Genomic DNA, 26620 nt, shown 5'->3' on the forward strand with positions numbered 1-26620 from the left:
GTGTGTTGGGGCGCATACGTGGGCGAGGCCGCAGCCTGCTGATGACGGTGGCGCTGGCCGTCGTGCTGCTGGCCCTCGCCGGTTTCGTGCTCCAGGCCATGTTCAGCACCACGCGCGCGACCGAGCAGCAGAGCGACGCCCTGATCGTGGACATGAAGTTCACCGAGGCCCGGATCGCCGTCGCGATGCAGGAGGTGAACCTGCGCCACTACCAGGTCGAGCCGTCGGTGGCGGTACGCGCACGGTTCGACCAGGTCGCGGCCGAGGCCGAACGGAACCTCGCCGAGATCGCCCAGTCCTCCGACGAGCAGACCCGGGACGACGCGAAGCGCCTGCTGGCCGGGCAGATCGCGTACCGGGAACTGGCCGAGGACCTGATCGCGAAGGTGGCCGACAGCGACCCGGACTTCATGGCGTTCGACCGGCTCCAGGTGACTCCGGCCTTCTACACACTCCAGAACGACGTGGACGACGTGTCCCGGGCCTACCACGACTACGCCCAGCAGCAGGTGATCGCGCTCGGCAAGCGGCAGGGCCGGCTGCTGGTCGGCACCGCGATGGGCTTCGGTGTCGGCCTCACGCTGGTCGCGATGATCATGCGGATGGTGCTCGGCTACCAGCGGCGGCTCGTCGCCCAGGCCGCCGACAGCCGCCATCAGGCACTGCACGATTCACTGACCGGCCTGCCGAACCGGGCGCTGTTCCAGCGCGACCTGCAGAAGGCGCTGGCCCGGGACGGTCAGTCCGCCCTCATGATCATCGACCTGGACGGGTTCAAGGCGGTCAACGACACGATCGGCCACCACGCCGGCGATCAGGTGCTGATCGAGTCCGGGCGGCGGCTGGCCGCACACATCCAATCCCCCGCCGTGGTGGCCCGGCTCGGCGGTGACGAGTTCGCGGTGCTGCTGCCCGGCGTGACCGGCCTGGCCGAGGCGACCACCCTGGCCGACCGGCTGGTCGCCGAGCTCAACCGGGACTTCGTGCTCGACGACGGACCGGCCGCGATCAGCGGCAGCCTGGGAATCGCGCTGAGCCCGGCCGCCGGATCCGGTGACGCCGACGAGTTGTTCCGGCACGCCGACGCCGCCATGTACCGGGCGAAACGGCACGGCGGCGGGGTCGTCGTCTACGACCCGGGTGCCGACGTCGACCAGCACGACGACCGGATGCAACTCTTCGCCGACCTGCGGGTGTTGGTGGAGACCGGCGACCCGCAGGGCCGGCTCCAGATGTACTACCAGCCGCAGGTCCGCCTGCGCGACGCCCGGGTCACCGGGGTGGAGGCGCTGGTCCGCTGGCACCATCCGGTCCGCGGCCTGGTCATGCCGGAAACCCTGCTGCCGGTCGCCGACCGTGGAGGCCTGGCCGCCGGGCTCACCTACCACCTGCTGGCGTTGGTCGCGCGGCAGGCCGCGGGCTGGCTGGCCGGTGGCTGGCGAGGGCGGGTGTCGTTCAACGTGTCGACGGCGGCGCTGGGCGACGAGCGGTTCGCCGAGAACGTGCTCGCCACGATCCAGGCGGCCGGGCTGCCGCCGGAGATGCTGCGGCTGGAGCTGACCGAGACCGGCATCATGGCCGACTCCGGGGCCGCGCTGGAGACGCTGCGCCGGATCAGCGCGAGCGGCGTGACCGTGTCGGTCGACGACTTCGGCACCGGCTTCAGCTCGCTCGTGCAGTTGCGGGACGTACCCGCTGACGAGCTGAAGATCGACCGGATCTTCCTTAGCAACCTGACCCCCGGCACCCCGGACGAGGTGATGGTCCGCAGCTCGATCGACCTGGGGCACAACCTCGGCCTCGAAGTGGTCGCCGAAGGCGTCGAGGACCTGGCGATCCTGGCCCATCTGGCCAGAATGACCTGCGACTACGCCCAGGGGCACGCGCTGGCGCCGGCGGTTCCGGTCGGCGACCTGCCGGGCGCCTGCTGGACCGCCGAGACGACGGCCGCGGCGGCGCTCGGTTACGCGGCGTCCTCGCCGGCCCGCTGACGCCGCTTCAGACGCAACTGCTCCAGGCGTCGCCAGCGGTTGTAGACCTCGACGGCGGCCTCGACCGGCTCCGGGGCGCGGCCGGCCTTCCAGGGCCGGGGCAGGAACGACTCGGCACCCAACCAGAGCAGGTCGCTCATCGGGACCGTGCCGCCGTGCATCCGCATCAACTCCTCGGCCACCTCGAAGGCGTGGTCGCTACGCCGCCACTCCTCCAGCACCGAGCCACCCTTAAGCAACTCTGCGTGATCGTCCGGATGCAATTCCATCTGCGCCAGCCTTTACCCTGATAGCAAAAACAGCAGGTCAGGCTGGCACTTTGACGGTGTCGAGGCAAAACTGTCAAGACCACGTAGCGTAGTCGAGGACGAAGATCACGCCCGGCTCACCGGTTTCCTCAGACATCGGCCGAAACAGCCGATAGTCTCAAAGTGATCGGGAGCGGATCGATACGGCACGACCCGGTGCTCGCCGTGGCGACAGCGTGGACCCTTCTCGGGACCGCGCTGTTGTTCATCCTCAGCGGGCATTCGGACACTCAGGTCGATGTCTTCTGGACTTTCCAGGTGCCACTGGACGTGCTGCTCGCGTACTCCTCGTGGCGGGTCTTCCGGATCGCCACCGGCGCCATCCGCCGATTCTGGCGGCTCATGACCATCGCCGGCATCCTGTTCACGACCGGCGACACCGTACAGACCCTGACCTCCTACTGGGAGCAGGGCCAGTGGTCGACGGCCGGCGGCACGTTCCAGTCGACCTGCTTCGGGATCGGGATCACCCTCATCGTGATCGGGATGTTGATCCACCCGCATTCCGGGCGCAGCGGCAAGGAACGGCTCGCGTTCTGGCTCGACTCGGCCACCGTGCTGGTCGGCGGCGCCGTCGTGGCCTGGTGCTTCGCCATCAACAACGAGGACCGCGAGACCAACCTGATCGGTGCGCTGTTCGGCGCCGCCCTCGTGCTCACCTCGGCGTTCGCCGCGGTCAAGATGATCCTCAGCGGCAACGCGCCGATGCACCGCAACGCGGCCGTCCCGCTGATCCTCGCGGCCGTCGTCAACGCGGCCGGCCTGTTCGTCGCCCCCGAGGCGGAAGGATCAATGCCGGCCTACGCGTACGCCATCCGGTTCCTGCCGTCGCTGTTCATCGCCGTCGGCCCCCGGGTCCAGGAGATCATCGCGCAGTTCGACCAGTACGCGTTCGGCTCGCGGCGGCGCAAACCGTACAGCCTGCTGCCGTACGGCTCGATCCTGATCGTCTTCTCCGTCATGATCATCATGCTGTCGCAGAACGAGAACAAGGACGCCCGCCTGTGGGGCACCGTCGGCGGCCTCGGCGTCATCGTCAGCCTCGTGGTGGCCCGCCAACTGCTCGCCTTCCACGACAACAAGACCCTCATCGGCCAACTCGACAGCACGCTGCACGAGCTGCGGGAACACGAGACCAGGCTGCGGCGGCAGGCACTCTTCGACGACCTGACCGGGCTCGCCAACCGCACCCACTTCCGCGAGGAGGTCGACGCCACCCTCGCCGACGCCGAACCGGGCAGCGTGTCGGTGCTGCTCATCGACCTGGACGGATTCAAGGGTGTGAACGACACGCTCGGCCACGCGGCCGGCGACGCCCTGCTGGCCGGAGTCGCCGAGAAGATGCGCGCCTCGGTCCGCGCCGAGGACCTGCCGGCCCGGCTCGGCGGCGACGAGTTCGCCGTACTGCTGCGCGACTGCGACGCCCGCGACGCCGAACGCACCGCCCAGCGGATCCTGCAGGCGATGACCGAACCGATCATGATCGACGGCGCTCCGGTCTGCGCCAACGCCAGCATCGGCGTGGCCAGCTCGGAGGAGGGCGACGACCTGCGGACCCTGCTGCACGCCGCGGACACCGCGATGTACGCGGCCAAGCACGACGGCAAGGGCACCTGGATGCGCTACGACCACAGCATGCTGGCGGCCTGACACATTCTTCATGATCAGTCGTTGCTGTCGACGTGAGTTTCTCGTTCCGGCACGGCGACGTCGCCGTGCACATCACCGTCGACCCGGCGGACGGCCCGAGCGCCTACCGCCCACCGGGCGGCTCATCCGGTGGCGAGACGATCCTCTACCCGCCGGCCCACGCCGATCTGGTCCTGCCGGTCAACGATCCCGGCGACGTCGAACTCCACTACCGGGCCGGGCTCGGCAGCTGGCGCTCCGGCCCCGGCGACGGCGAGTTCAGCCGGTACGCGGGCATCCCGTACGGCCTGCTCGGTCGCCACCTGGTGATGTTCCTGTGCACCGAGGCGTTCCGCTGCCGCACCCGCACGATCACCCTGCACCCGCACCGGGTCTACGCATTCCTGGCCGCGCTCGGCTCCCTCTCCGAACAGTCGGTGCGCGGCGGCTGGTTCACCGAACTCGAAGGCCAGTTTCAGCGCATCCTCCGGCACGGCTGGGTCGCCGAACAGCCGGGCAGCACCGGAGCCCTCGTCGCCGGCCGCGGTCGACCCGGCCACGGCCTGCTCGACTCCACCTCGGACCGGCCGCCGGTGGTCACCCTGGACGCCGAGTTCGCCAAGTCGGCGCTGCGCTGGATCCCGCTCGACGGGGACGTGGTCCGGGTCCTCGGGCGGCATTCGTGCACGGCGCTCGATGTCTATGCCTGGCTCACCTACATCGGCACCTACCTCGACGAAGCCCGACATTTCACCTGGGAGTCCGTACACGCCAGGTTCTTCGCCTCGACCGGGTCGGCCGCCGCACGCACCACCTCATCCGCCGCCTCGGCCGCCAGGTCATCCGCCGTTTCGGTCGGCGCCTCACCCGCCGCCTCAGTCGCCGTCTCGGCCGGCGCCTCACCCGCCGTCTCGGTCGGCGGGGATCCGGCGGCCTTCCGGCCGGTTTTCGAGACCTGCCTCGAGGAGATCCGCAAGGTCACCGCGATCCCGCCGGTCACCGTGGACGCCTCCGGCGTCGAGATCCACCGCACTTGACCCCCATTCGGTACGGCCACGAAGAGCACCGTTCCCTACGCCGCGACGCGGTCCGGGCACCGGACCGAAACGCGACCGCCGGGCTGATCCGGTGGTACCGCGTTTCGCCGTCCCGGGTCGCCGTCTCGACTCCCGGGCCGCCGCTTCGCCGTCCCCGGCCGTCGTCTCGCTTCCCGGTCGCCGTCTCGGCCTCCGGGGCTGCAGTCTCGGCCTCCCGGGTCGTTTCAGAGGCGGCGGAAGACGCTCACCACCTTGCCGAGGATCACCGCGTCGTCGGCTGGGATCGGCTGGTAGGCCGGGTTTCGCGGGAGCAGCTCGGTGTGGCCGTCGCGCCGGCGGAAGACCTTGACGGTCGCCTCGTCGCCGATCATCGCGGCGACGATCTCACCGTTCTCGGCGACCGGCTGCCGGCGGATCACCACCACGTCGCCGTCGCAGATCGCGGCGTCGATCATCGAGTCGCCCTTGACGTTGAGGGCGAACAGCGTGCCCCCGCCGACCATCGCGGCCGACACCGTCAGATGATCCTCGACGTGCTCCTCGGCCAGGATCGGCGCACCGGCGGCGATGGCGCCGAGCAGCGGAATCCGCACCACCCGTGGATCGGCCTCGGCCGGCACCGGTCGGCACAGCTCGACGGCCCGGGAGTTGTTGGGCTGTCGCCGGATCAGGCCGTGTTTCTCCAGGACGCCGAGCTGGTAGGAAACGGACGACGGCGAGACCAGACCGACGGCCGCGCCGATCTCCCGAACCGTCGGTGGATAGCCACGCTCACGCACCCAATCCTCGATCACCGCGAGGATGCGCAGCTGGCGGGCGGTCAGAGGCGGACGGGAATCTGCACCGCTGTCGATGCTCATGCGCGCACCTTACCCCATGATTAGATCAGATGTACTAATCGTGACCGGAAACCGCACGTTCGGAGGACACCGGGCCCGACCCGACGACCGATGCCGTCCGGCCCGCGAATCGCCAAGATCGTCCGGTGCCGACAATCTGGGAGTACGCGAACCAGGTCGCGGCGGGTGACACCGGTTCCTGGCTGGCCGCCACCCGGCGCGCCGCCATCCTGCTCGCGCCGACACATCCGGTGATCACCCTGCCCAGACGGGTACCGGTACACCAGGTCCTGGTGCAGACGACCTCGCTGGTCGTCTACGGCCGCACCTTCGGCACCCGGGCCCGCGGCCACGTCGTCTCCGGCCCGGAACTGGCCGCCTGGGTCACCGACCACGCCCTGCCCGGCCCGAACGCCGCACCCGGCAACATCGCGGCCGCGGTCCGCCGGCTACTCGACACGGTGGCCGGGATGCTGCGGGCCGCCGGCCACCAGGTCCCCGATCCGGGACACCGTTCGCTGCACCGGCACTCCACCGACCCGGTGATCCAGCAGTGGCACGACCTGACCGACGTCGACGAAGCCTTCCCCGGCCCGCTGCTCTGCCTGGGTGTGGCCGCCATGTCGGACACCTTCGGCCCGGCCATCGTCTGACCGGTTCAGGGCGCTCGGTGGAAGCCCGCCGCCTTCGCCTCCGCCTCGGTGCAGAAGTAGGCGTTCGAGAAGAGGTTGACCGAGTAGTCACCATCGCCGGGCAGCCAGTAGTTGTAGGCGGACGCGAAGGTGGTGCCGACGATCGGCGGCCCGCCGCATTTCACGTGGTAGACGGGGTAACGGGCGTACGCGGAGAGGCCCGGGACGAAGTACGCGACCGCATAGGCCGTGAGCAGCCCCACCGGGATCCACCACAGACGCGACCTCATACCGGACTCCCCGTTCACCAATCGATAGATGCAGCCGAATCTAATCGCGTACCGCCACGTCTCCGGCCGATTCGGGGATCGGCCCGGTTGGATGTCGCCGATTAGCATGGGCCGATGCTCTCCGCGGGAGTCGTGCTGCACGGCCGTTACCAGCTCACCGAGCCGATCGCCGCGGGCGGGATGGGTGAGGTGTGGCGGGCCGAGGACCTGCTGCTGCATCGGGAGATCGCGGTCAAGGTGCTGCTGCCGGCGTTGATGTCGGACCGGCAGTTCGTCGCCCGGTTCCGGGCCGAGGCACGGATGATGGCCGCGCTGAGGCATCCCGGCATCGCGCCCATCCACGACTACGGCGAGAACGCGGCGGTCGGGCCGTACCGGTTCGACTACCTGGTGATGGAGTACATCGACGGCACGCCCCTGTCGACGCGGATCCAGGAGGCCGGGCGGCTCGACGTGGCTGACACGATGGCCGTCGTCGCCCAGGTCGCGGACGCGTTGCAGGCCGCCCACGACGCCGGGATCGTGCACCGGGACGTCAAACCCAACAATCTGCTGCTGCGGCCCGGTGGCGACGTCGTGCTGGTCGACTTCGGGGTGGCCCGCTCGGACGGGATGACCGGGCTCACCGGCACCGGCGCGGTCATCGGAACGGTCCACTACATGGCGCCGGAACAGGCCGAGGGACGGCCGGTGTCGGCGGCGACCGACGTGTACTCGCTGGGTGCGGTCGCGTTCACGTGCCTGGCCGGGCGGCCGCCGTATCTCGGTGACACTCCGCTCGCGGTCCTGGCCCAACTGGTGCACGGGCAGCCGGCGGTGCTGCCGTCCGACGTACCCGCCGAAGCCGCCGCCCTGGTCTCGCGGGCGATGGCCAAGGACCCGGCCGAACGGTTCGCCGGCGCCTCGGATCTGGCCGCGGCCGCCCGAACGATCGCGGCTCCCGCCCCCACCTCGCCCTCGCCCTCGCCCTCGCCCTCGCCCTCGCCCTCGCCCTCGCCCTCGCCCTCGCCCTCGCCCTCGCCCTCGCCCTCGCCCTCGCCCTCGCCGGATTCTGTCGTCGGTGCCGCCCGGGCCGTGGTGAATCCGGGTGCGTCTGCCGAGATCGCCGCACCGGCGGCCGGGAGTGGACGTTGGAGGATCGTGACGCTTGCCGCGGCACTCGCGGTTCTGCTGGCCGGCGCCGGGGCCTGGGGCGGTCGGCTACTCGACGACGGCAAACCCGACGCCGCGCAGAGCCCGGCCTCGATGGGCAGGGAGGAACCGTCGGCCACGGCCGGCGTCTCCTCGTCTCCCCGGTCCGTCCCGAGCGTGACCACGGCGCGCGACCACACCCCGGTCGAGATCTGCAACGCCTACGGCAGTGGTTACCGGGTGGTCGATTCCCGGAAGCTGAAGACCTCCCGTGGCGTGCTGAAGGGTGTCTTCCACCTGCTCTACTCAGACGTCGACGGCTCGCACTGCGCGGTCACGATGGAGGAGAAAGGGCAGGGCAAGGACGTCGTGGCGTCGGTCGCCGTGCATATCGAGAGCGATATGAATCTCGTCAACGACGACAACGGCGGAACCTTCGCCGTGATGGTCAGCGGGAAGAACGGCGCGTGCGTCCGGTGGAGCGCCTGGGTCGGCCCGCCCCGCGACGAGATCTTCATCGCGAGCAAAGCCGACCACTGCGGGCCGTGAGGGGAGCGTCTCTATGCTTCCGGCATGACACGGTTCACCGGGATCGACGATCTGCTCGGGCGCGACGAGCTCGGCACGAGCGGCTGGCACACCGTCGACCAGGCGCGGATCGATCAGTTCGCCGAGGTCACCGGTGACCGGCAGTGGATCCATGTGGACCCGGCCCGGGCCGCGGCCGAGGGACCGTTCGGCGGCACGATCGCGCACGGGGCGCTCACGTTGTCGTTGTGCGTCACGTTCCTGACCGAGGTTCTGGAGGTCGACGGGGTGACATTCGTCGTCAACGGCGGCTTCGACAAGGTGCGGTTCCAGGCGCCGGTGCGAGCCGGGTCGCGGCTGCGTGGTGTGGTGCGGTTGCTGGAGTCACGTCCGCTCGGGTCGGGGGCGCGGATCGTCGTGCGTACCCGGGCCGAGATCGAGGGCGAACGGCGACCGGCCTGTGTGGCCGATCAGGTGCTCGCCCTCTACGCCTGAGCCTGCAGCGGCCCGATCCGCAGGGCCTTCATGGTGATGCCCGGGCCGTCGGCTTCGGGGAGTTCGGCCACGTCGGCGGCGGTGCCGGTGGAGTCGGCGTCGACGATGAACTGGAACGCCACGCCGGTGCCGCATCCCTTACGGCCCGCGGCGCAGGTGTCCCACTGGAGACTGGACGACGCGGTGGCGCCCGGCTCGAGGACGATCGCCGGGCCGGCCGTACCGATCTCGGTCGTCGGCACCCGGACCACCTCGCCGGGCGGGGTGACCAGGGCGACGTCGGCCCAGCCCGGAATCCGGCAGGCGTGATCGGCGGTGTTGGTGAGGCTGAGCACCGCCTCCCGCACCCGGTCGCCGCCGTGCCCGGTGACGGTGCCGGACAGGTCGTCGGTGAGGCAGGCGGGACTGGGCGCGGCGGGGAGCATGGCACCCGCGGACGCCTCGGTGGCCCGGCCGCCCCCGACGAGGGCGACGGCGACGCCCGTGACGAGCAGGGCCGGAGTGAGGGCCATGAACGTCCGGAGGGCGATGGAGCGCGGGTTGTTCCGTGTCATGGCGGCTACTCTTCCGCCACTCTCCGCCACAAAATCAACTACGGCCCACGCCTGGCACGAAGCCGGTACCGACCGCTCCTCCCCACCCGCGACGTGTGCCGTTTGTGGTCGCGCCACGGGTGGGTGCGGGGTGGGGTGGGCTCTGGGCTTGGAGAGGCTCAGGGCTGCGACTCGGTGACCAGTTCGGGCACGGCGGGCGTACGGCGTACCGAAGGGGAGAGGGTTGCCGCGATCGCGGCGATGAGCATGATCGCGGAGAGGGACCACAACGAACCTGTTGTTCCGAACGCGGTCAGCATCAGGCCGCCGGTCAGCGAGGCGATCGGCATCACGCCCCAGGTGAGGGTGCCGGCGGCGCTCATCACGCGGCCCAGCAGCTCGTTGGGCACCACTACGCCGGCGTAGGTGAAGATCACTACGTTCCATAGGGGGCCGACGAAGGCGGTCAGTGCGCCCACTACGCCGATCTGCCATGGGGCCGTGGTCAGTAGGAACAGGGGTAGCAGTACGGCCCACACCCAGTTGACGCCGACCAGCGCGCCCCGGAACGACACCATCCGGTGCAGGCGGCTCGCCGCGAACGCGCCCAGCAGGCCGCCCGCGCTGTAGAGGCCGAGCATCAGGCCGATGTCGGAGGCGGTGCCGCCCTGCCGGCCGGCCAGGTCCACCAGTACCAGGATCAGGGCCTGGAAGACGAAGTTGCTCACCGCGATCAGCAGTAGTGAGACGCGGATCAGAGGGTTGTGCCAGACGTACCGCAAGCCGGTGACCGCGGCCCGCCACAGTGGTTCGGCCGGCCCCTCCGCGGGCTTCTGCAGGTCACGACGCAGGAACAGCAGCGCGGCGGCGGCGATCAGGTAGGAGATGCCGTCGACCAGGAACGGGGCCGCCCGGTCCAGGCCGAACAGGGCTCCGCCGATCGGAGGGCCGGCCAGGGTCGCGCCGCGGCTGCGGGCCTCGTCCGCGGCGATCGCGGTGGCCAACTGGTCCGGTGGGACGACCATCGGCAGGGCCGCGTCTTGGGCCAGTCCGAAGAAGACGAAACACAGGCCCTGGAGGAACGTGACCACACACAGCTGGGCGATCGTGAACACGCCGGACCAGATCGCCAGTGGGACGCTCAGCAGGGCTATGCCCGCCACGATCTCGCTGATCAGCAGGATCAGACGGCGGTTCCAGCGGTCGACCAGCGGGCCGGCCGGGAGGTTCGCGATCAGGTGGGGCAGGGTTCCGGCCGCGCCGACCAGGCCCGCGTCCAGTGGGGAACCGGTGGTCGACAGGACCAACAGCGGGGTGGCCGTGCTGCTGATCGCGGCACCCAGGCTGGAGATCACCTGGCCGCTCCAGAGCAGGGTGAAGTCGCGGTTGCGCCAGAGCGGGGTCATGACGGCGTGGGGAACGCGTTGAACAGGACCGTGATCGGGCGGGCTCCGTCGGTGGCCTCGACCGGGTAGCGGTGCCAGCGGCTGATGAAGGCGACGTACTCCTCGGCGAACCGGGTCAGCTCCTCGGCGGTCAGTGACGTGCTGCTGAACGAGTGCATGGCGGCCTCGCCGAACTCGCCGAACGCGGTCCGGTCGGCCAGGTAGGTGTGCAGGTCGCGCTGGCCCTGGTCCATCCACTGCTGTCCGATCGCGTCGGCGGCCGCGGAGACCGTCGGGTCGTCCGAGTCGTACGGCAGGCGCAGGTCCAGGGCGATCGCCTTCCAGTAGCGGCGGCGGCCTGCGGAGCGGTCGGTGTCCTCCTCGACGAAACCGAAGCGTTCCAGTTGGCGGAGGTGGTAGCTGGCGGCACCTCGGTCGACGGTGAAGCGGGTGGCCAGGTCGGCTGAGGTGGCTGGTCCGAAACGGTTCAGGTGGGTGAACATCTGCTGCCTCAGCGGGTGGGCCAGTGCCTTCAGCGAGTCGATGTCCGTCAGGTTGCGGCGCATGAGTGAGAAGATATCTATGCAAAGACTTCTTCTCATAGGAAGTGTCAGTGAGAAGTCAGTCGTGTCTTCTCGGCTTCCGTCTCGGCTTTCGTCTCGGCTTCTCAGCGGACGAAGAGCAGGAACAGGCCGGCCCAGGTGCAGGCGATCATGACGAGGATCATCGGAAGCTCGTCGGCCAGCACGGCTAGCGTGGGGCGCTGCGGTGCGGTGGCCAGGGAGTGGTCGTGGGCGACGATCACTCCGATCGCGTGTCCGATCAGGATCAGGGCGATCTGGGCGGTGGTGAGCACGGCTGGGGCCGGTTGTGGGTTCCAGTCGGTGGCGGGGGCGCCGAACAGCAACAGGACGCCCCGCGGGGCCTCGACCATCAGCAGGGACAGGTAGTGGGCGAGGGTGTAGCCGACCGCGATCGGGATCAGCGACATCTCCAGGTGGGCGGCGGTCCGGCGAACAGCCAGGAAGACCAGGGCGCAGAGCAGGATCAGGGCGGCTGTGCCGAGTGGCAGCGGTGCACCGGTGCGGGTGGTGAGACCCGTCCAGAACGGTGAGGCCGAGACGCTGTCGAAGACTGTCGAGCCCCACCAGATCGCGATGAAACCGGCGACCCCGGCGGCGGCGAACGCGGGCTGTTCCGGGACCGGAGCTGCCGGGAGATCCGAATGCGGTCCGGGAACGGAGGCGAGGTGCGGCTGTCGTCTTCCGGCGGGGGCCACGCCGGAGAGCAGCTGTCCTCTCCCGGCGGGAGCCAGGCCGGAGAGCGGCTGTCGGTGACGGATCGGGCTGAGGCGTCCGGCCAGTTCGGAGTACACCTCGAAGCAGTCGCCGCGGGCGAACCACTCCTCGCCACGCAGAAGCGCGAGGATCACCTGGCACAGGCCGTACGCCAGGATCCACAGGCCGACCGCGACCGGATCGCCGTGGTGCGGCGCCAGCAACTCGAACCAGACGAACGCCAGCAGGAACGCCGCCGCCGGCCAGGACGACCGCGGGCGGCCCGGCGCGAGTGGACGCAGCCCGGTCCGGGGCAGGCCCAGCAGGGTGAAGATCGTCCGCAGTGGGTTGACCGCCCGCCACACCGGCCCGAAGACCACACTGATCAGAATCAGTCCCACCCAGAGCCAGACGAACAGGGCGTGTGCGGCCGGGTTCCCGTCGCGTGGGCCGACCAGCGCGAAGCCGGTGATATACAACGCCAGGACCAGCACCGGATAGCGCAACCGGCGGGCTACTCCGAAGCGGCGCGGCTCGGAGGGCTTGAGCCGCGGCGTCCGCCACCAGACCGCGGCGATCAGAAACGACACGACAACGGTCGCGGCGCCGGCTTGCAGCACCAGGTCGAGGGGCAGCGGCAGACCCTCGACGCTGCCCACCCCATGCGCCAGCGGCTCCCGGACGGTCACGTGTCCGCTGCCGGTTCTTCGGCCGCAGCCGTGGCCTTCTGGCCCGGGTCTTCGGTCGCGGCCTTCCGGACCGCGCCTTCGGCCGCAACCGAGGCCGCCACCTGCTGGCCCGACTCTCCGCCCACGGCCTTCCGAACCGCGCCTTCGGCCGCAACCGAGGCCGCCACCTGCTGGCCCGACTCTCCGCCCACGGCCTTCCGAACCGCGCCTTCGGCCGCAACCGAGGCCGCCACCTGCTGGCCCGACTCTCCGGACACGACACTCTGGGCCGCGGCCTTCTGGGCCAGGTCTCGGAGGACTCCGGCGCCGGCGACCGCCACGCCCGCGCCGAGGCCGAGGGCCAGGAAGACCAGGATGCGTTCGAGTATGGCGGGGCCCTCGAACGGGAGTACCGGGCGATGGAACGACGTCACGTCGGGGAGGACGAAGACGGCGGTCAGGGCCGCTCCGGCGCAGACCGCCAGGATCCCCGCGGGACGCCCACGGAAGGCCGTCACCGCGCCGCCGATGATCAAGGGCCAGGCCAGGAGATTGATGCCGGCAGCGCTCAGGAACGTGCCGGCGAGCGGGGCGGACTCGACGGCCAGGGTGGAGCCGATCACGTGCGCGATGGACGAGATGGCCGCGATCGTTCCGGCGGCGGCGAGCAGGAGATCGGCTCGGCGGGTTCGGCGGGCGGCCAGGATGATCGCGGTGGCGGTGAGGGCGGCGGCGAGCCACCAGAGTGCGGCGGCCGGGCGCTGCTCCCCGACCAGGGCGCCGGTGACGGTCACCTCGGTGCCGGCGGCGTCCAATGGGATCGTCCACTGGACGGTCTCACCGGCGGCGACGGTTCGGCCGTCGGGGGTGGCTCGTTCGTCGATCCAGGTCAGCTCGCCGCCGGGTGGAATGAGGGCGGGTGTCGCCGTACCGCCGCCGGGTTTGATCGTCACCGGGCCGGAGGTGCCGTTGCGCAGCCGCAGCCGGGCGCCGGCCTCGATCGCGGTGATCTCCAAGCCGGGAACCGCGGGTGTCACCGAGACCACCCGGCCCCGGGCGTCGGTGGCGGTTAGGCCGCCGGCGTGCGCCGCCGCCGGCCCACCGGTGACCGCGAGGAGCCCGGCGACGGTGACCAGCACCGACAGCATCCGTGCCGCCCATCCGCCGATCGCCGAGGTCACCGTGTTGCGAGCGCCTCGTTCCGCGGTGTGCCGCCGGTTCGCGGGGCGGGGATGCGGTGTGACTCCGCCGGAGCGGCGGAAGACCATCACCAGCCGACGGCGGGTCGCGGTCGAGAAACTCCCGCGAGCCGCCGGGGCGGGGTGGGAGAAGACCTCCGCGGAAATGCCACCGCGGGAAGCCGCATGGGACACCGCGGCCGAATCGGCACCGCGCGAGAGCACGCCCGAACCAGAAGGTTCCCCGCTTGGACCGGCGATTCGAGCAAGCACGGCCGAACCGACACCACCCCGAAACCCGCCCGAACCGGCGATACGAAGAAGAACTTCCGAATCGGCACCATCCCAAACCACACCGGGACCGGCAATTCGAGCGAGCACCGCCAACCCGGAACCACCCCGACCCACACTCGGGCCGGCGTCTGGGGAAACCGCGGCCGGGGCGGCATCGCGGAAGGCCGAGACGGAGCCGTCGGAAACCGCGACCCGACCGGCTTCTCGAGAGACCGCATCCGAGGCGGGACCATGGGAAATCCCTTCCTGAACGGCATCACGGAAGGCCGAGACCGAGCCGTCGGAAACCGCGACCCGACCAGCCTCCCGAAAGACCACGGAACCAAGGGAAATCCCTTCCTGAACGGCATCACACAAGGCCGAGACCGAGCCGCCGGAAACCGCGACCCGACCAGCCTCCCGAAAGACCACGGAACCAAGGGAAATCCCTGCCTGAACGGCGTCGCGGGAGGCCGGGGTGGGAGCGGGCGGGAGTGGGCCGGTCACCTCGGGAGGTGCTGGACGCTGCGGGCTACCAGAACGGTGGCCGCGCCGGTCAGCGCGGTCAGAGTCAGCAGGCCGGTCGTCATGTGGATGTTGAAGCCGGTGCTGCCCTCCTGGATCTTGCCGACCAGCAGGACCGTGCCCCATGCGGCGGGTGGGGTGGCCAGGCCGAACAGGACCCAGCGGCCGTTGCTCGGGATCTTGAGCAGTGGGGTGACCAGGCGCCAGACGGCTTCGATGGCGAAGGAGACGGCGGCCAGGGTCAGGGCGGGCCACCAGTCGTCTCGGGAGTCGAACATCAGGTGCATCAGCACGGCGATGATCGCGACCAGGATGGACGGCAGGCCCAGCGGCAGGGGCCAGCGACGGCCGATCACGATGAACGGCAGCAGCAGGAGGATGGTGCTGAAGATGTAGCCGTGGATCAACTGGGCGTCCGGCGAGAAGACCGGGACCGGCTCCTGGCCGCTGCCGAGATGGCGGAAGCCGATCGACGAGGCGTGCAGTGAGTAGATGTGCACCGGCAGGACGGCGAACAGGGTGGAGATGCCGACCAGGAAGCCGCCGCCCACGCCGAGTCGGTCGCCGGGGCCGGCCGCGAGCATCAGCGTCGGGCCCATGGCGACCAGGGCCATGCCCAGGATGATGAACTCGTGGCTCGGGCTGACGAAGATCTCCATGTCGCGCTCGATGCCCCAGATGTTGTGCCACAGCGTGTCCACACCACCGCCGACCAGGAGGAACGCCATGCCGGCCAGGGGTAGCCGCAAGGCGTTGGGCAGGGCCAGCAGGGAGCTGTAGGTGGGGATGCCGGGCAGCCGGGACCGCATGATCCAGAGCAGGGTGAACCCGGATGCGGCGATGCCCGAGTAGAGGACGCCGTGCCACGGGGTCCAGAAGGTCTCCAGCTCGGGTGTGGTGGCATGCGCATACGCGTCGAGCTGCAACCCGATGACCAGCCAGGCGCTCGCGACCAGCAGCACCCATCGCTCGCGTGCGGTGAACGACGCCCCCGCGGCGTCCGTGGGCCGTGCCCGCTCCACGGATGTCGTCACGATAACCACCCCTCTGAACAGTTCTCGGCGAACGTAACGTACATCGTCCGTCCGACATCTTTCGATCCGATCTTGTCCCGATTTGATCAATGAATGGTTGATTGCTTCCCACCAGCAGGAAAGCGCTTGCCTGCATCGAGGTTGATTGATTCAATGTGGCGTCATGCAGATTCAACGGAGAACGTTGCTCCGCGCCGGGATCGGCGGGACGATCGCCGGGACCCTCGCCGTCGCCGAGCCCGCCCTCGCCGGTGGTCACCGGCCCACCGTCTTCGTCGCCGGGGACTCGACCGCCGCCACCTACGCGGTCGCCGACCATCCCCGAGCCGGCTGGGGACAGGCCCTGCACGTCTTCCTGCGCCACCACGTGCGGGTGGTCAACGAGGCGCTGTCCGGGGCCAGTTCCAAGAGTTTCGCCGACCTGGGCCGCCTCGACCGGATCCTCGCCGCGATCCGGCCCGGAGACGTGCTGCTCGTGTCGTTCGGGCACAACGACGAGAAGACCACCGACCCGGCCCGCGGCACCCTCCCGTGGACCACGTTCCAGGACTATCTGCGGTTGTATCTGGACGGGGCGCGCGCCGCCCGGGCCCGGCCGATCCTGGTCACGCCAGTCGAGCGGCGGCGGTTCACGGCGGACGGCACGCCCTATCTGTCGCACGGCGAGTACCCGGACTCGATGCGGGCGCTGGCCGCCGAGACCCGGACGCCGCTGATCGACCTGACCGCGCTGTCGTTCGCGCGGTGGGGCGCGCTCGGGCCGGAGGCGACCAAGGACGAGTTCCTGTGGCTGGACGCCGGCGAGTCGGTCAACTATCCGGACGGCGTGCAGGACAACACGCACTTCCAGGCGCACGGGGCGATCGAGACGGCCCGGCTGGTGGTCGCGAACGGCCGGGCCATCCCCGGCCGGGATGAGCGCGCGCTCCGGCGTACCGTCATCCCGGACGATGTCTTGACCTGGCCCGCCACCCGCCCGGCGGAAAGCTGAAACTCGCGCGGGGCCCGACGGGCCCCGCGCTCCGGCGTTAAGGTCGCAGCATGACCGCGACCCACGCCCTGGACGTCCCCGGCGCCGTCATCACCTATGACGTACGCCCACCCGCGACGCCGTCCGACGAGCCGCCGCTGATGCTGATCGGCTCACCGATGGACGCGAGCGGCTTCGTCACACTGGCCGGCCTTTTCACCGACCGGACGGTGATCACCTACGACCCGCGGGGCACCGGCCGTAGTGAGCGCACCGATCCGGCTCCGGAGTCGACGCCCGGGCAGCACGCCGACGACATCCGCCGGGTCATCGAGGCGGTCGGCGGGCCGGTCGATCTGTTCGCCAGCAGCGGTGGCGCGGTCAACTCGCTGGCCCTGGTCGCCGAGCATCCCACTCTCGTCCGGACGCTCGTCGCGCACGAGCCGCCGGCGGTCCGGTTCACGCCCGACAGCACCGAGGCGGAGGCCGCGGTGCTGGGCATTCGTGCCCTTTACGAGCGGTCCGGTCTGGGGCCGGCGATGGTGAAGTTCATCCAGATCGTGTCGCTGAAGGGGCCGGTCCCGCCCGGGTTCGCCGACGAGCCGGGGCCCGATCCGGCCGCGTTCGGTCTGCCCGCCGAGGACGACGGCTCCCGCAACGACACGCTGCTCGGCCAGAACCTGGTGACCTGCTGCCTTTTCGAGCCCGACTTCGACGCCCTGGGCGCGGCACCGACCCGGATCGTCGTCGGCGTCGGTGCGGAGTCGGCGGACGAGCTGGCCCACCGCAGTGGGCGGGGTGTCGCCGAGCGGCTGGGTCTCTCCCCCACCGTCTTCCCGAGTAATCACTCGGGTTTCCTGGGCGGCGAGTATGGCCAGCACGGCGACCCGGTGCCGTTCACCGCGACTCTCCGCGAGGTGCTGGCCGGCTGAGTCTGGAGAGCCTCCGGAATCAGGGGCGGCCGCTTCGCGCGCGGCCACGACCAGGTATCGCGGCACAGCAGAGATCTTGAATGTCTTGGAGACGTGGTGTCGGCGGCGCACCAGAGACCCTAAACGTCCTGGAAGCGCCGCCAGCGGCGCACCAGAGACCCTAAAACTCCCCGGAAGCAGCCACCAGGTACCGCCGGCCGACCCCCTGCCACCCGGAAGCAGCCACCACGTGCCGCCAGCCCACCCCCTGCCACCCGAAAACAGCCACCACGTGCCGCTCGCCGAAACTTGAGGCCCAGCTACACACAGAGGCCGAACCAGAATCGCGGCCCATCCCGGCTCCGGTGACTCTGGTCTAGCGAGTGATGCCGGCCTTTCGTGGATGGCGGAGCGCCGGGACCAGGCCTTTGGGCAGGTAGAGGACGCAGGTGATCAGGAGCAGGGCGTAGACCGCGTAGGAGAGGACGCTCGGCGCGTAGTCCGGCATGCCGGGTTGGGTGCCGAGCGTGTTCAGGAGCTGGACCAGCAGGATGATCACGGTGGCGCCGACCACCGGACCGGCCAGGGTGCCGAGCCCGCCGACCACGGCCATCACCACGAACTCGATGGACAGCAGGACCGGGAACGAACCCGGCGACAGATAGCCCAGGTAGAAGGCGTACACACCACCCGCCAGACCGGCCAGCGCCGCCGACAGGGTGAAGACGGCCAGGCGGTGCCGGCCGACCGCGACGCCGCTGGCCGCGGCCGCCGTTTCGCTCGTCGCGGCGGCTCGGAGGGCGCGGCCGGGGCGGGAGTCGACCACGTTGCGCGCGATCAGCAGGGCGATGGCCAGGACCGACCATGCGGCGTACGCGTAACCGAGATCGCGGAGTTCGAACCCGAGGATGGTGAGCCGTGGAATGCCCTGGAGCCCGATGGCGCCGCCCGCCCAGTCGGCCTGGGCCAGCAACGACAGCAGGATCAGCTGGACGGCCAGGGTCGCGAACGCCAGGTGGTGACCCCGGAGCCGCAGCAGCGGGGCGCCGAGCAGTACCGCCGCCACGGCCGCGGCCACCGGTGCCAGCACCAGGCCGAGCAGCGACGGCACGCCGTGGACCGCGGGCAGCGCCGCCGCGTACGCCCCGATCGCGTAGAAGGACGCCTGTCCCAGCGAGACCTGTCCGGCGTACCCCATCAACAGCGAGACGCCGACGGTGACCGTCGCGGCCAGCAGGAGCAGCACGAACGTCGCGAGATGGCGCTCCGGCAGGAGCGGTGGCAGCGCCAGCGTGACCACCGCGACGCCGGCGAGCGCCCAGCGGTTCATCGGGCCGTCTCCGGGACCGGGCCGGTGCGGGCCGCCTGGACGATCATGACGGTGAGCATCAGCACCAGGGCGACCTCCGTCTGGTAGGCGCCGCCGCCGTAACCCGCGACGACCGTCTGGGTGACGCCCAGCAGCAGGCCACCGGCCAGCGCGATCGTCGGGCGGGTGAGTCCGCCGAGGACCGCCGCCGCGAACCCGTTGACGATCAGGGTGACGTCACTGTCGAACGTGACCTGCTGCACCGGCGTGGTCAGGACACCGGCGAGCCCGCCGAGCGCGCCGCCGATGGTGAACGCGAGCAGCCCCATCCGGCGGACGTCGATGCCGACGACCTGCGCGGCGTAGCGGTTGGAGGCGCACGCGGTCAGCGCACGGCCCAGGTCGGTGCCGCCGAAGAACCACGTCATCAGCGCGAACACCACCGCGGTCACGGCGATGATCAGCAGGTAGTGGGCCGGAATCCGGGCGCCGCCGACCTCGGCGACGCCGGGCACGCCCGGGAAGGACCGGGGCTGGTCGCCCCAGATCAAGACCTCGATGGCGTACGCGAGAACGCCCAGCCCGAGGGTGACGATCAGCGAGGTTCCGGGGCTGGTGTCGGGGCGGCCGATCGCGACCACTCCGACGATCAGCCCGGCGAGCGCGCCCAGGGCCACCCCGCCGAGCTCGGCGACGCCGTGCGGGAGTCCCGCGCTGAGCAGGGTCGACGTGAGCAGGGCGGCGAGGACCGCGAACCCGCCCTGCGCGAAGTTGACGACCCTGGTCACCCGGTGGATGGCGACCAGTCCGCTGGCGACCAGCGCGAAGCCGGCCCCGATCCCGAGCCCGGTGATCAGATAGCCGATCAGGTCACTCATGGGGTCACCGTCACGTGGCCGCCCAGGTAGGCGGCGGTCACCCGGGGGTCGCGGGCCAGGGTGGCGGCCGGGCCGTGCAGGGCGATCCGGCCGGACTCCAGGACGTAGGCGTGGTGGCACAGGTCGAGGGCCAGGCGGGCGTTCTGTTCGATCAGGAGGACGGCCAGTTCCCGGGTGGCGTGCAGGGTCCGCAGGTGGTCGACCAGTGTGGTGACGATCATCGGGGCCAGGCCGAGGCTCAGCTCGTCGATGACCAGCACGTCCGGGTCGGCCATCAGGGCCCGGCCGATCGCGACCATCTGCTGCTGGCCACCGGAGAGGCTGCCCGCTTTCCGAGAGCGGATCGCGGCCAGGTCGGGGAGCAGTTCGTAGATCGGGGCGGTGTTCCGGTTGCGGATGCGCCGGCCGCCGAGTCGCAGGTTGTCGTCGACCGTCATGTCCGGGAACATTTCGCGGCCCTCGGGTACGTGGGCGAGCCGGCCGTGCACGGTGATGGTCCCGGAAGCGGGGCGGATCAGACCGGCCAGCGCTTTGACCAACGTGGACTTGCCGGCCCCGTTGGCGCCGATCAGGGCGGTCATCTCGTTCTCGGCGACGGACAGACTGACGTCGTCGAGGGCGGTGGCGCCGGCATACCGGACGGTCAGGTTGCCGATGTCGACAGCACCGGTCATTCGACGACGCCTTTTGCGTGATCGGCGAGCTCGTCCGGCCGTACCCCCAGATAAGCGGTTTTGACCTTGGGGTTTGCCCGGACCTCGGCGGGTGAGCCGTCGGCGATGACGCGGCCCAGGTCGAGGACGGTGATCCGGTCGGCGAGGCGCATGACGAAGGCGACGTCGTGTTCGACGAGCAGGATGGTGAGGCCCTCGTCGCGGAGGCGGGTGATCAGGGTGGCGAGGTGTTCGCGTTCGGCGGCGCGCAGGCCGGAGGCCGGTTCGTCGAGCAGGAGCAGGCGGGGTTCGCCGCAGAGGGCGCGGGCCAGTTGCAGGGAGCGTTGCCGGCCGAGCGGGAGTTCCTCGGCGGGCCGGTCCGCCCAGTCGGCGATCCCGACCCGGTCGAGGCAGGTCAGCGCCTTCTCGCGGATGCGGCGTTCGTCGCGATGGTGGCGGGGCAGGCGCAGTGCGGCGGAGAGGAAGCCGGCGCGGGTGATGGCGTGCGCGCCGACCATGACGTTCTCGAACGCGGTCATGCCGTGGAAGACCCGCGCCGACTGGAAGACGACCCCGATCCCCCGGCGATGGGCGGGGCGGCGCTCGACGCGGACACCGTCGAGCGCCACCGAGCCGGAGTCGACCGCCAACTGGCCGCCGATCAGGGCGAACAGGGTGGATTTGCCGGCGCCGTTGGGGCCGATCACGGCTCGCAGCTCGCCGGCCGGGACCGTCAGGCTCACGTCACGCACGGCGTAGACGCCGCCGAACGCGCGGGAGACGTTGTCGACGGTGAGTTCGACGGTCACTTGAACCGGCTTGTGGAGAACTCGGTGGGTACGAACTTCCCGTCCTTGATCGTGTTGATCGAGATGTAGTCGGTGGTCAGGCCGGAGTGGTCGGCCGCGGTGTAGGTGTAGGTGCCGTTCGGGGTGGTCAGCGTCAGGCCTTCGAGCGCGTCGCGGACCTTGGCCCGGTCGGTGCCGCCGGCCTTCTCGATCGCGGCGGCCAGCAGTTTCACGCCGCTGTAGCCGTCCTGTGCGAACTGCGGTGGCGGGTAGCCGTACTTGGTGGTGAACGCGCTGGTCAGCTCGTCGACGGCGGTCTTCAGCGCACCGGCCGGCAGGTGGTCGCCGACGACCCCGACCGAGCTGGCGATCAGGGCGCCCTCGGCGGCCGGACCGGCCGGTTCCAGAAAGAGTTTGCTGGCCTGTGAGCCGGTCAGCATCAGCGGGATGGTCAGGCCGGAGGCGGCGTAACCCTTGGTGATCGCGACGGCCGGGGCGCCGGTCCCCCACAGCATCAGTGCCTGCGCGTCGGACGAGCGGACGTGCGTGAAGACGGCGCTGAAGTCGGTGGCCGTGGTCTGGAACTCCTCGATCGGGCCGAGCGTCACGCCGTACTGCGCGGCTTCGGCCTGCATGCCTTTGAAACCGGCGACGGCGTAGCTGCTCTTGGTGTCGTAGGCGACGGCGATCTTCGTCAGTTTCGCCGACTGGAAGTACTGCAGGGTGGCCTCGGCGTAGGTGCTGGACAGGGCGGGGACCACGAAGACGTACGGGTGGACGGGTTTGACCTGCTCGTCGGCCGGGGTCAGGGAGACATACGGGATCTCCTCCCGGTCGACCAGCGGAATCGTGGCGAGCGCCGAGTTGCTGAACGGCGACCCGATGATCGCGTCGGAGTCGTCCTTGAGCTCGTTGAACGCCAGAACCGCCTGGTCCGGCAGGCTCTTGTCGTCACGGACGGACAGTTCGATCCGCCGGCCCCCGATGCCGCCGGCGGCGTTGATCTTCTCGACCGCGAGGGCCACGGACTTCTGGTTCTCGGTGCCGAGCGGTGAATAGTTGCCGGTCAACGAGACGATCTGGCCGACCCGGATCGGGTCGTCGCCGTCGGCTGTCTCGTTGCCGCAGGCGGTCAGGGCGAGGGTGAGGGCCAGGAGGAGTGGCCCGGTTCTGCGCATGAGGAACCTCCTCGGTGAGGTTCATCGAAGTTAGGCTCTGTCTTCAACGGCCGTCAAGAAAGTGCCTAACATCTAGCGCATGACGCCTGTTGTCCCCCCGCAGACTCTGCTGCTCATGCTTCTCGGGGATTTCGTCCTGGACCGGGACGTGTGCGTGTTCTCCGGCAGCGCCATCGACGTCCTCGGCCGGCTCGGCGTCTCCTCGCACGCCACCCGCTCGACGCTGGCCCGCATGGTCAATCGCGGACTGCTGCGCCGGCAGCGACACGGTCGCAAAATGTACTTCGGCCTCACCGACCGGACCGCCGCGATCCTCCACGACGGACGCGCCCGCATCTGGGAGACCGGCGCCGTCAACGACGACTGGGACGGGACGTGGACGCTGCTCTGCTTCTCGCTGCCCGAGTCGTGGCAGCGGCAACGCCACGACCTGCGGTCCCAGCTCGCCTGGTCCGGGTTCGGGCCGTTGCAGGGCGGGCTGTGGATCGCGCCGGGCGCGGTGCCCGCGCAGTCGATCGTGGACGGGCTCGGGCTGTCGGCGCACGCCCGGGTCTTCCACGCCCGGGCGGCTGAGCTCACCGATGTCGGGGCGATGGTCGGGGACGCCTACGACCTCGCCGAGCTCGCTGATCGTTATCAGTCGTTCCTGGATCGGTGGGAGGGTTCGGCGCCGTTCGCCGATCCGCTCGCGGCCCGGCTCAGCCTGATCGCCGAATGGCTCGGCGCCATCCGCCGCGATCCGCGGCTTCCGGTCGAGCATCTGCCGGCGGACTGGCCGGCGGTGCGGGCCCAGGCCCTCTTCCGCGACCTGGAAGCGGCCTCACTGCGGCCGGCGCACTCCCTCGCCGCGTCCGTCCTCGACCTCCAACCCGATGAGGTACGGGCATCCCGTTGACGGACGGCCGCGTCTTTCCCGCCGCCCCGTTCCTCGGTCAGACGCCGAGCAGGGCCGCGGCCGACGGAAGGTCGGGGGCCTGGGCGGTCGGGGCCGGGTCGTCCGGGGCGTCGCAGTATTCGCCGGTAAGGACCCGGATCGAACGGGCGCCCAGTGCCGCCGCCACGGCCATGTCCCGGGCCGGGCGGTCACCGATCACCACCAGGTCGGACGGCCGGACACCGAGCGTCTCGGCGGCCTGGCGCAAGCCCTCGGGATGGGGTTTACGCAGCGTGCGACCGCCCAGTTCGTCGGTGATGACGATCGTGGTGAACGACTCGGCCAGGCCGGTCGCGGCGAGTTTGGCCCGCTGGATCGTCGGGTTGCCGTCGGTCAGACAGGCCACCGGGTAGCGGGCACTGATCGCGAGCAGCGCGTCGAGCGCACCCGGATAGCGGGGCAACCGGCGCGGACGGTAGGCGGTGAACGCGTCCACCAGCACCGGGATCAGATCGGCGGCCAGGTCGGGGGTGATCCCGTACGCAGCCAGCGCCCGGTCGAGGGTGCCGCCGCGATCCGATCCGGCGACCAGTTGGCGGCGGACCGCCCGGGTGAGCCGGATCGGGTCGAGCCCGGCCGCGGCACCGGCCCGGCCGACCGCGCGGGCCGCACCGTAGAGGTAGCTGCCCTGCGGGAAGAGAGTGTCGTCGAGGTCGATGACGACCGCCAGCGGAGGATTCTCGATCAGGTCCATGCGGCCCACCTCCAGGCGTTCGGTCCAGGCGACAGTGATGGCGCGACCGGCCAGATCGGTCGCGCCATCGCCGTTATGAGGGCTCTTACTCGTTCACGTGCTCGTCTTCGCTACCCGTTCACGTGGCTCGTCTTCGCTACTCGGCTACTCGTTCACGTGCTTGTCGAAACCGATGTACAGGCGGGCCGACGCGTTCGCGCCGAGTGCGCCCAGGGTCTCCAGCTCGCGCAGCCGCAGCAGGGCCGGGTGCTGGGCGTATGCCTCGGCGGCGTCGGCGAGCCGACGCAGGGCGTCGACCTCGGCGTCGGCGCGGATCCGCTTCGCCTCGGCGTCGGCCTCGGCGGCGAGCCGTGCGGCGTCGGCGCGCGAGGTCGCCTCCAGCAATTCCCGATCAGCTTTGGTACGGGCTTCGACCATCTGTGCCTCGGCCAGACGCTGGGCGGTCAGAACCCGGTTCATCACGTCCTGCAGGTTGCCCGGGAACACCAGGTCCTTCACGTCGGCCCGGATGATCTCCACGCCGTAGCCCGCCGACACACCCTCGACGTCCCGCAGGATGTCCTCGGAGAGCTGGTTACGGTTGGTGAGGATGGCCTCCAGGGTCATCGACGCCAGCGAGCGGCGGGCGGCCAACTGCACGTCGCTGTAGACGCGGTCGCTGTAGTCGGACACCCGCTCGACGGCGGCCACCGGATCGGTCACCCGGAAATGAGTGATGATGTTGACCCGGACGGCGACCTTGTCCGCGGTCAGGATCTCCTGGCCCTTGATGTTGAGCTCACGCTCACGCAGGTCCACCTGGACGACGTCGACCTTCGCCACCCGGCCACCGAACCGGCGGCGCTGCGGCAGCTCGTAACGCCCCGGCTCCAGCACCTGGTCGAATCGGCCGTCGACATAGCGCAGGCCACGGAAACCACTCCGAATGATCACCTCGTCGGTCATCGGGTACACCTCGTTACTTCTATGTTGCAGTTCATCATTGGCAGTTCATGAATGTAAGAAAGGGAGGCCCCGTAGCGGTTCCGATGGGAAGGATCGGTCGCGGATGATGACAGCGGACAAGCCTGGTTTGATCGCCTGTGCGCCCGCTGCTTACGCGCTTTCTTCTGAGACCGCCGGGGCCGATGGCCATTCTTCAGCGCGCCGCACCGGTCTCACAACGCATTTATCAACGCGGCCCACGGCCCGCCTTCACCGCGCCTGCGCCGCACCCGACCGGCCATCGAGCCTCCCGGGCGGTGGCCGCCCACCGAGCCTTTCCCAGCAGCGGCCATCCACCGCGCCTTTCCCAACACGGGCACCCAACCACCGCGACCCACCCGACGCGCCTTCTCATCCCGGAGCGGCCATCTACCGCCCCATTCCCGACACGGGCGCCCGAAGCACCGCCACCCTCTCGACTCCCGGCACCCACCCGACCCGCCTTCCCACCCCGAAGCGGCCATCCACCGCCCCATTCCCGACACGGGCGCCCGAACCACCGCGGCCTGTCCGGCCGTGAGGTTCACCCGACGCGCCTTCCCACCCCGAAGCGGCCACCCACCGCCCCATTTCGACAGGGGGCCCGAACCACCGCGGCCTGTCCGGCCGCGGGGTTCACCAATGGAGGTGGAGGGTGAGGCGGCGGGACGGGGTTTCGTGGTCGTCGGCGTCGACCACGGCCAGCAGGCGGACTCCGTCGGTGGTCATCTCGCGGACGGCCAGGCCCTCCACCTTTTCGGCGCCTGGGATCTCGGCGAAGAACTGTGGTTCGCCGTCGACGCCGAGCAGGACCAGGCCGGAGGCCACCACCGGACCGTCGTCGACGGCGTTCGGGGTGTCCTCGGCGGCTGCGCTGACCAGTATCCGGCCGTCGGTGAGTGACACCGCGTCGGTCACGGCCAGGGCTACTCCGTGTGCGACTCCGAGGTCGTATCGGCGTACCCCATCAATGTTGATCTTGTCTGGGGTGATCTCGCCGCGGATCGCCGCGAGCAGCGCGGAGACCTCGATGTCGGCGGACGCCGTCGCGGCGCCGGCCGCCAGGTTGGCGCGCTGGAACCACCGCAAACGATCGCCGGCCAGGCACGCCCCCTCGAGGTTGAGCTGGTCCGCACGCAGCCCGAACGCGGCGGCGACCGCAAGGTAGAGCGGCCGCAGATCGGCGACCCGGAAGCCGTCCGGACCGACCAGCGAGGCACGCATCCGAGTCGGCGACGAACCGGAACCGAGCAGCAGGACCTCGCCCCCTGGAACCGCGCACGCCGCCTCGAAGTCGGGTTTGAGATGTTTGGTCCCGTCGACGGCCGCGAACGTCTCCAACCCGTCGACCGGATCGACCACCCGAACCCGGGTGATCGACTCCGATCGGCGGACGACATCCGACCTCACACCCTCGCCGGACATCGGCTCCGTGCCGGGTTGCGCTCCCCCGGCGGATCGCGCTTCCTCGTCGGGTTGCGCCTTCCCGTCGGATCGGGCTTCCCTGTCGGATCGCGCTTCCCTGTCAGGTTGCGCTTTCCCGTCGGATCGCGCCTCCCTGTCAGGTTGCGCTTTCCCGTCGGATCGGG

26 protein-coding genes are annotated in these 26620 nt (G+C 70.3%); 9 read left to right on the plus strand and 17 right to left on the minus strand.

What is annotated here, in order from left to right:
- The first annotated feature begins 41 nt into the window (after positions 1–41).
- Positions 42–1991, plus strand: coding sequence for a putative bifunctional diguanylate cyclase/phosphodiesterase (locus Q0Z83_RS32525; protein WP_317787053.1), 1950 nt, complete (start codon positions 42–44; stop codon positions 1989–1991).
- Here the strand turns inward: Q0Z83_RS32525 and Q0Z83_RS32530 are convergent.
- Complete coding sequence (locus Q0Z83_RS32530) at positions 1964–2260, minus strand: hypothetical protein (RefSeq protein ID WP_317787054.1); 297 nt, start codon at positions 2258–2260, stop codon at positions 1964–1966. The two genes, Q0Z83_RS32525 and Q0Z83_RS32530, sit on opposite strands and share 28 nt — an antisense overlap.
- Positions 2261–2422: 162 nt before the next feature.
- On the opposite strand from Q0Z83_RS32530, the gene Q0Z83_RS32535 reads away from it, so the two are divergent.
- Both Q0Z83_RS32535 and Q0Z83_RS32540 read left to right on the plus strand, forming a co-directional pair.
- Complete coding sequence (locus Q0Z83_RS32535; protein ID WP_317787055.1) at positions 2423–3949, plus strand: GGDEF domain-containing protein; 1527 nt, start codon at positions 2423–2425, stop codon at positions 3947–3949.
- 32 nt (positions 3950–3981) lie between these two features.
- Positions 3982–4965, plus strand: coding sequence for a replication initiation protein (locus tag Q0Z83_RS32540; protein WP_317787056.1), 984 nt, complete (start codon positions 3982–3984; stop codon positions 4963–4965).
- A gap of 224 nt (positions 4966–5189) precedes the next feature.
- Here the strand turns inward: Q0Z83_RS32540 and lexA are convergent, their stop codons facing one another.
- The gene (gene lexA, locus Q0Z83_RS32545; RefSeq protein WP_317787057.1) at positions 5190–5825 is read right to left on the minus strand and encodes a transcriptional repressor LexA; all 636 of its coding nucleotides are present in this window, start codon (positions 5823–5825) and stop codon (positions 5190–5192) included.
- Between the two features lie 125 nt (positions 5826–5950).
- Here lexA and Q0Z83_RS32550 point away from each other — a divergent pair, with 125 nt between their 5' ends.
- Positions 5951–6457: a hypothetical protein gene (locus Q0Z83_RS32550; RefSeq protein WP_317787058.1), complete on the plus strand. Its 507-nt coding sequence runs from the start codon at positions 5951–5953 to the stop codon at positions 6455–6457.
- Positions 6458–6462: 5 nt separating this feature from the next.
- Here the strand turns inward: Q0Z83_RS32550 and Q0Z83_RS32555 are convergent, their stop codons facing one another.
- On the minus strand, positions 6463–6726 hold the full coding sequence (locus Q0Z83_RS32555; RefSeq protein ID WP_317787059.1) for a hypothetical protein: 264 nt from the start codon (positions 6724–6726) through the stop codon (positions 6463–6465).
- Positions 6727–6840: 114 nt separating this feature from the next.
- Between Q0Z83_RS32555 and Q0Z83_RS32560 the strand changes: the two genes are divergently transcribed.
- Together Q0Z83_RS32560 and Q0Z83_RS32565 are read left to right on the plus strand one after the other, a co-directional pair.
- Positions 6841–8406 (plus strand): serine/threonine-protein kinase, encoded by a 1566-nt coding sequence (locus Q0Z83_RS32560; protein ID WP_317787060.1) that lies wholly within the window; start codon positions 6841–6843, stop codon positions 8404–8406.
- 24 nt (positions 8407–8430) lie between these two features.
- Positions 8431–8880, plus strand: coding sequence for a MaoC family dehydratase (locus Q0Z83_RS32565; protein ID WP_317787061.1), 450 nt, complete (start codon positions 8431–8433; stop codon positions 8878–8880).
- Here the strand turns inward: Q0Z83_RS32565 and Q0Z83_RS32570 are convergent.
- From Q0Z83_RS32570 to Q0Z83_RS32595, 6 genes are all read right to left on the minus strand, one after another.
- Positions 8871–9434 (minus strand): DUF4232 domain-containing protein, encoded by a 564-nt coding sequence (locus Q0Z83_RS32570; RefSeq protein ID WP_317787062.1) that lies wholly within the window; start codon positions 9432–9434, stop codon positions 8871–8873. The genes Q0Z83_RS32565 and Q0Z83_RS32570 overlap by 10 nt on opposite strands.
- 158 nt (positions 9435–9592) lie before the next feature.
- Complete coding sequence (locus tag Q0Z83_RS32575) at positions 9593–10819, minus strand: MFS transporter (protein WP_317787063.1); 1227 nt, start codon at positions 10817–10819, stop codon at positions 9593–9595.
- Positions 10816–11364, minus strand: coding sequence for an ArsR/SmtB family transcription factor (locus tag Q0Z83_RS32580; protein WP_317787064.1), 549 nt, complete (start codon positions 11362–11364; stop codon positions 10816–10818). Before Q0Z83_RS32580 ends, Q0Z83_RS32575 begins: the two co-directional genes overlap by 4 nt.
- A gap of 101 nt (positions 11365–11465) precedes the next feature.
- Positions 11466–12764, minus strand: coding sequence for a hypothetical protein (locus tag Q0Z83_RS32585; RefSeq protein WP_317787065.1), 1299 nt, complete (start codon positions 12762–12764; stop codon positions 11466–11468).
- The gene (locus Q0Z83_RS32590; protein ID WP_317787066.1) at positions 12761–14146 is read right to left on the minus strand and encodes a hypothetical protein; all 1386 of its coding nucleotides are present in this window, start codon (positions 14144–14146) and stop codon (positions 12761–12763) included. Before Q0Z83_RS32590 ends, Q0Z83_RS32585 begins: the two co-directional genes overlap by 4 nt.
- Before the next feature lie 551 nt (positions 14147–14697).
- Complete coding sequence (locus Q0Z83_RS32595) at positions 14698–15753, minus strand: hypothetical protein (RefSeq protein WP_317787067.1); 1056 nt, start codon at positions 15751–15753, stop codon at positions 14698–14700.
- A gap of 163 nt (positions 15754–15916) precedes the next feature.
- On the opposite strand from Q0Z83_RS32595, the gene Q0Z83_RS32600 reads away from it, so the two are divergent.
- Positions 15917–16744: a rhamnogalacturonan acetylesterase gene (locus tag Q0Z83_RS32600; protein ID WP_317787068.1), complete on the plus strand. Its 828-nt coding sequence runs from the start codon at positions 15917–15919 to the stop codon at positions 16742–16744.
- A gap of 50 nt (positions 16745–16794) precedes the next feature.
- Positions 16795–17655, plus strand: coding sequence for an alpha/beta fold hydrolase (locus Q0Z83_RS32605; RefSeq protein WP_317787069.1), 861 nt, complete (start codon positions 16795–16797; stop codon positions 17653–17655).
- A 355-nt stretch (positions 17656–18010) separates the two neighbouring features.
- Here the strand turns inward: Q0Z83_RS32605 and Q0Z83_RS32610 are convergent, their stop codons facing one another.
- The 5 genes from Q0Z83_RS32610 to Q0Z83_RS32630 are packed head-to-tail and all read right to left on the minus strand — an operon-like array spanning position 18011 to position 22440.
- Complete coding sequence (locus Q0Z83_RS32610) at positions 18011–18964, minus strand: branched-chain amino acid ABC transporter permease (RefSeq protein WP_317787070.1); 954 nt, start codon at positions 18962–18964, stop codon at positions 18011–18013.
- A complete protein-coding gene (locus Q0Z83_RS32615; RefSeq protein ID WP_317787071.1) occupies positions 18961–19821 on the minus strand; it encodes a branched-chain amino acid ABC transporter permease in 861 nt (286 codons plus the stop codon). Before Q0Z83_RS32615 ends, Q0Z83_RS32610 begins: the two co-directional genes overlap by 4 nt.
- Positions 19818–20495 carry an ABC transporter ATP-binding protein gene (locus Q0Z83_RS32620; RefSeq protein WP_317787072.1) on the minus strand — a complete coding sequence of 226 codons (678 nt, stop codon included), beginning with the start codon at positions 20493–20495 and terminating at the stop codon, positions 19818–19820. Before Q0Z83_RS32620 ends, Q0Z83_RS32615 begins: the two co-directional genes overlap by 4 nt.
- Positions 20492–21283 (minus strand): ABC transporter ATP-binding protein, encoded by a 792-nt coding sequence (locus tag Q0Z83_RS32625; protein ID WP_317787073.1) that lies wholly within the window; start codon positions 21281–21283, stop codon positions 20492–20494. The genes Q0Z83_RS32620 and Q0Z83_RS32625 overlap by 4 nt, the downstream gene beginning before the upstream one ends.
- Complete coding sequence (locus Q0Z83_RS32630; protein ID WP_317787074.1) at positions 21280–22440, minus strand: ABC transporter substrate-binding protein; 1161 nt, start codon at positions 22438–22440, stop codon at positions 21280–21282. The genes Q0Z83_RS32625 and Q0Z83_RS32630 overlap by 4 nt, the downstream gene beginning before the upstream one ends.
- Positions 22441–22519: 79 nt before the next feature.
- Here Q0Z83_RS32630 and Q0Z83_RS32635 point away from each other — a divergent pair, with 79 nt between their 5' ends.
- On the plus strand, positions 22520–23335 hold the full coding sequence (locus Q0Z83_RS32635; RefSeq protein ID WP_317787075.1) for a PaaX family transcriptional regulator: 816 nt from the start codon (positions 22520–22522) through the stop codon (positions 23333–23335).
- Positions 23336–23372: 37 nt separating this feature from the next.
- On the opposite strand, the gene Q0Z83_RS32640 is transcribed toward Q0Z83_RS32635, so the two are convergent.
- The 3 genes from Q0Z83_RS32640 to Q0Z83_RS32650 all read right to left on the minus strand — a co-directional run bounded on the left by Q0Z83_RS32640 (position 23373) and on the right by Q0Z83_RS32650 (position 26441).
- Entirely contained in the window at positions 23373–24068 is a 696-nt protein-coding gene (locus tag Q0Z83_RS32640; protein WP_317787076.1) for an HAD family hydrolase, read from the minus strand.
- A 144-nt stretch (positions 24069–24212) separates the two neighbouring features.
- On the minus strand, positions 24213–25013 hold the full coding sequence (locus Q0Z83_RS32645) for a slipin family protein (protein ID WP_317787077.1): 801 nt from the start codon (positions 25011–25013) through the stop codon (positions 24213–24215).
- 654 nt (positions 25014–25667) lie between these two features.
- Positions 25668–26441 (minus strand): DUF6910 family protein, encoded by a 774-nt coding sequence (locus tag Q0Z83_RS32650; protein WP_317787078.1) that lies wholly within the window; start codon positions 26439–26441, stop codon positions 25668–25670.
- Between the last annotated feature and the right edge of the window lie 179 nt (positions 26442–26620).

The organism is Actinoplanes sichuanensis, from assembly GCF_033097365.1.
Classification (GTDB): domain Bacteria; phylum Actinomycetota; class Actinomycetes; order Mycobacteriales; family Micromonosporaceae; genus Actinoplanes; species Actinoplanes sichuanensis.

What these genes read in the sequence shown, in the direction of transcription:
- Q0Z83_RS32525 (WP_317787053.1), top strand. Translation starts at nt 42, where the DNA reads ATGACGGTGGCGCTGGCCGTCGTGCTGCTGGCCCTCGCCGGTTTCGTG.
- Q0Z83_RS32530 (WP_317787054.1), bottom strand. Translation starts at nt 2,260, where the DNA reads ATGGAATTGCATCCGGACGATCACGCAGAGTTGCTTAAGGGTGGCTCG.
- lexA (WP_317787057.1), bottom strand. Translation starts at nt 5,825, where the DNA reads ATGAGCATCGACAGCGGTGCAGATTCCCGTCCGCCTCTGACCGCCCGC.
- Q0Z83_RS32555 (WP_317787059.1), bottom strand. Translation starts at nt 6,726, where the DNA reads ATGAGGTCGCGTCTGTGGTGGATCCCGGTGGGGCTGCTCACGGCCTAT.
- Q0Z83_RS32560 (WP_317787060.1), top strand. Translation starts at nt 6,841, where the DNA reads ATGCTCTCCGCGGGAGTCGTGCTGCACGGCCGTTACCAGCTCACCGAG.
- Q0Z83_RS32565 (WP_317787061.1), top strand. Translation starts at nt 8,431, where the DNA reads ATGACACGGTTCACCGGGATCGACGATCTGCTCGGGCGCGACGAGCTC.
- Q0Z83_RS32570 (WP_317787062.1), bottom strand. Translation starts at nt 9,434, where the DNA reads ATGACACGGAACAACCCGCGCTCCATCGCCCTCCGGACGTTCATGGCC.
- Q0Z83_RS32575 (WP_317787063.1), bottom strand. Translation starts at nt 10,819, where the DNA reads ATGACCCCGCTCTGGCGCAACCGCGACTTCACCCTGCTCTGGAGCGGC.
- Q0Z83_RS32580 (WP_317787064.1), bottom strand. Translation starts at nt 11,364, where the DNA reads ATGCGCCGCAACCTGACGGACATCGACTCGCTGAAGGCACTGGCCCAC.
- Q0Z83_RS32600 (WP_317787068.1), top strand. Translation starts at nt 15,917, where the DNA reads ATGCAGATTCAACGGAGAACGTTGCTCCGCGCCGGGATCGGCGGGACG.
- Q0Z83_RS32605 (WP_317787069.1), top strand. Translation starts at nt 16,795, where the DNA reads ATGACCGCGACCCACGCCCTGGACGTCCCCGGCGCCGTCATCACCTAT.
- Q0Z83_RS32610 (WP_317787070.1), bottom strand. Translation starts at nt 18,964, where the DNA reads ATGAACCGCTGGGCGCTCGCCGGCGTCGCGGTGGTCACGCTGGCGCTG.
- Q0Z83_RS32615 (WP_317787071.1), bottom strand. Translation starts at nt 19,821, where the DNA reads ATGAGTGACCTGATCGGCTATCTGATCACCGGGCTCGGGATCGGGGCC.
- Q0Z83_RS32620 (WP_317787072.1), bottom strand. Translation starts at nt 20,495, where the DNA reads ATGACCGGTGCTGTCGACATCGGCAACCTGACCGTCCGGTATGCCGGC.
- Q0Z83_RS32630 (WP_317787074.1), bottom strand. Translation starts at nt 22,440, where the DNA reads ATGCGCAGAACCGGGCCACTCCTCCTGGCCCTCACCCTCGCCCTGACC.
- Q0Z83_RS32635 (WP_317787075.1), top strand. Translation starts at nt 22,520, where the DNA reads ATGACGCCTGTTGTCCCCCCGCAGACTCTGCTGCTCATGCTTCTCGGG.
- Q0Z83_RS32640 (WP_317787076.1), bottom strand. Translation starts at nt 24,068, where the DNA reads ATGGACCTGATCGAGAATCCTCCGCTGGCGGTCGTCATCGACCTCGAC.
- Q0Z83_RS32645 (WP_317787077.1), bottom strand. Translation starts at nt 25,013, where the DNA reads ATGACCGACGAGGTGATCATTCGGAGTGGTTTCCGTGGCCTGCGCTAT.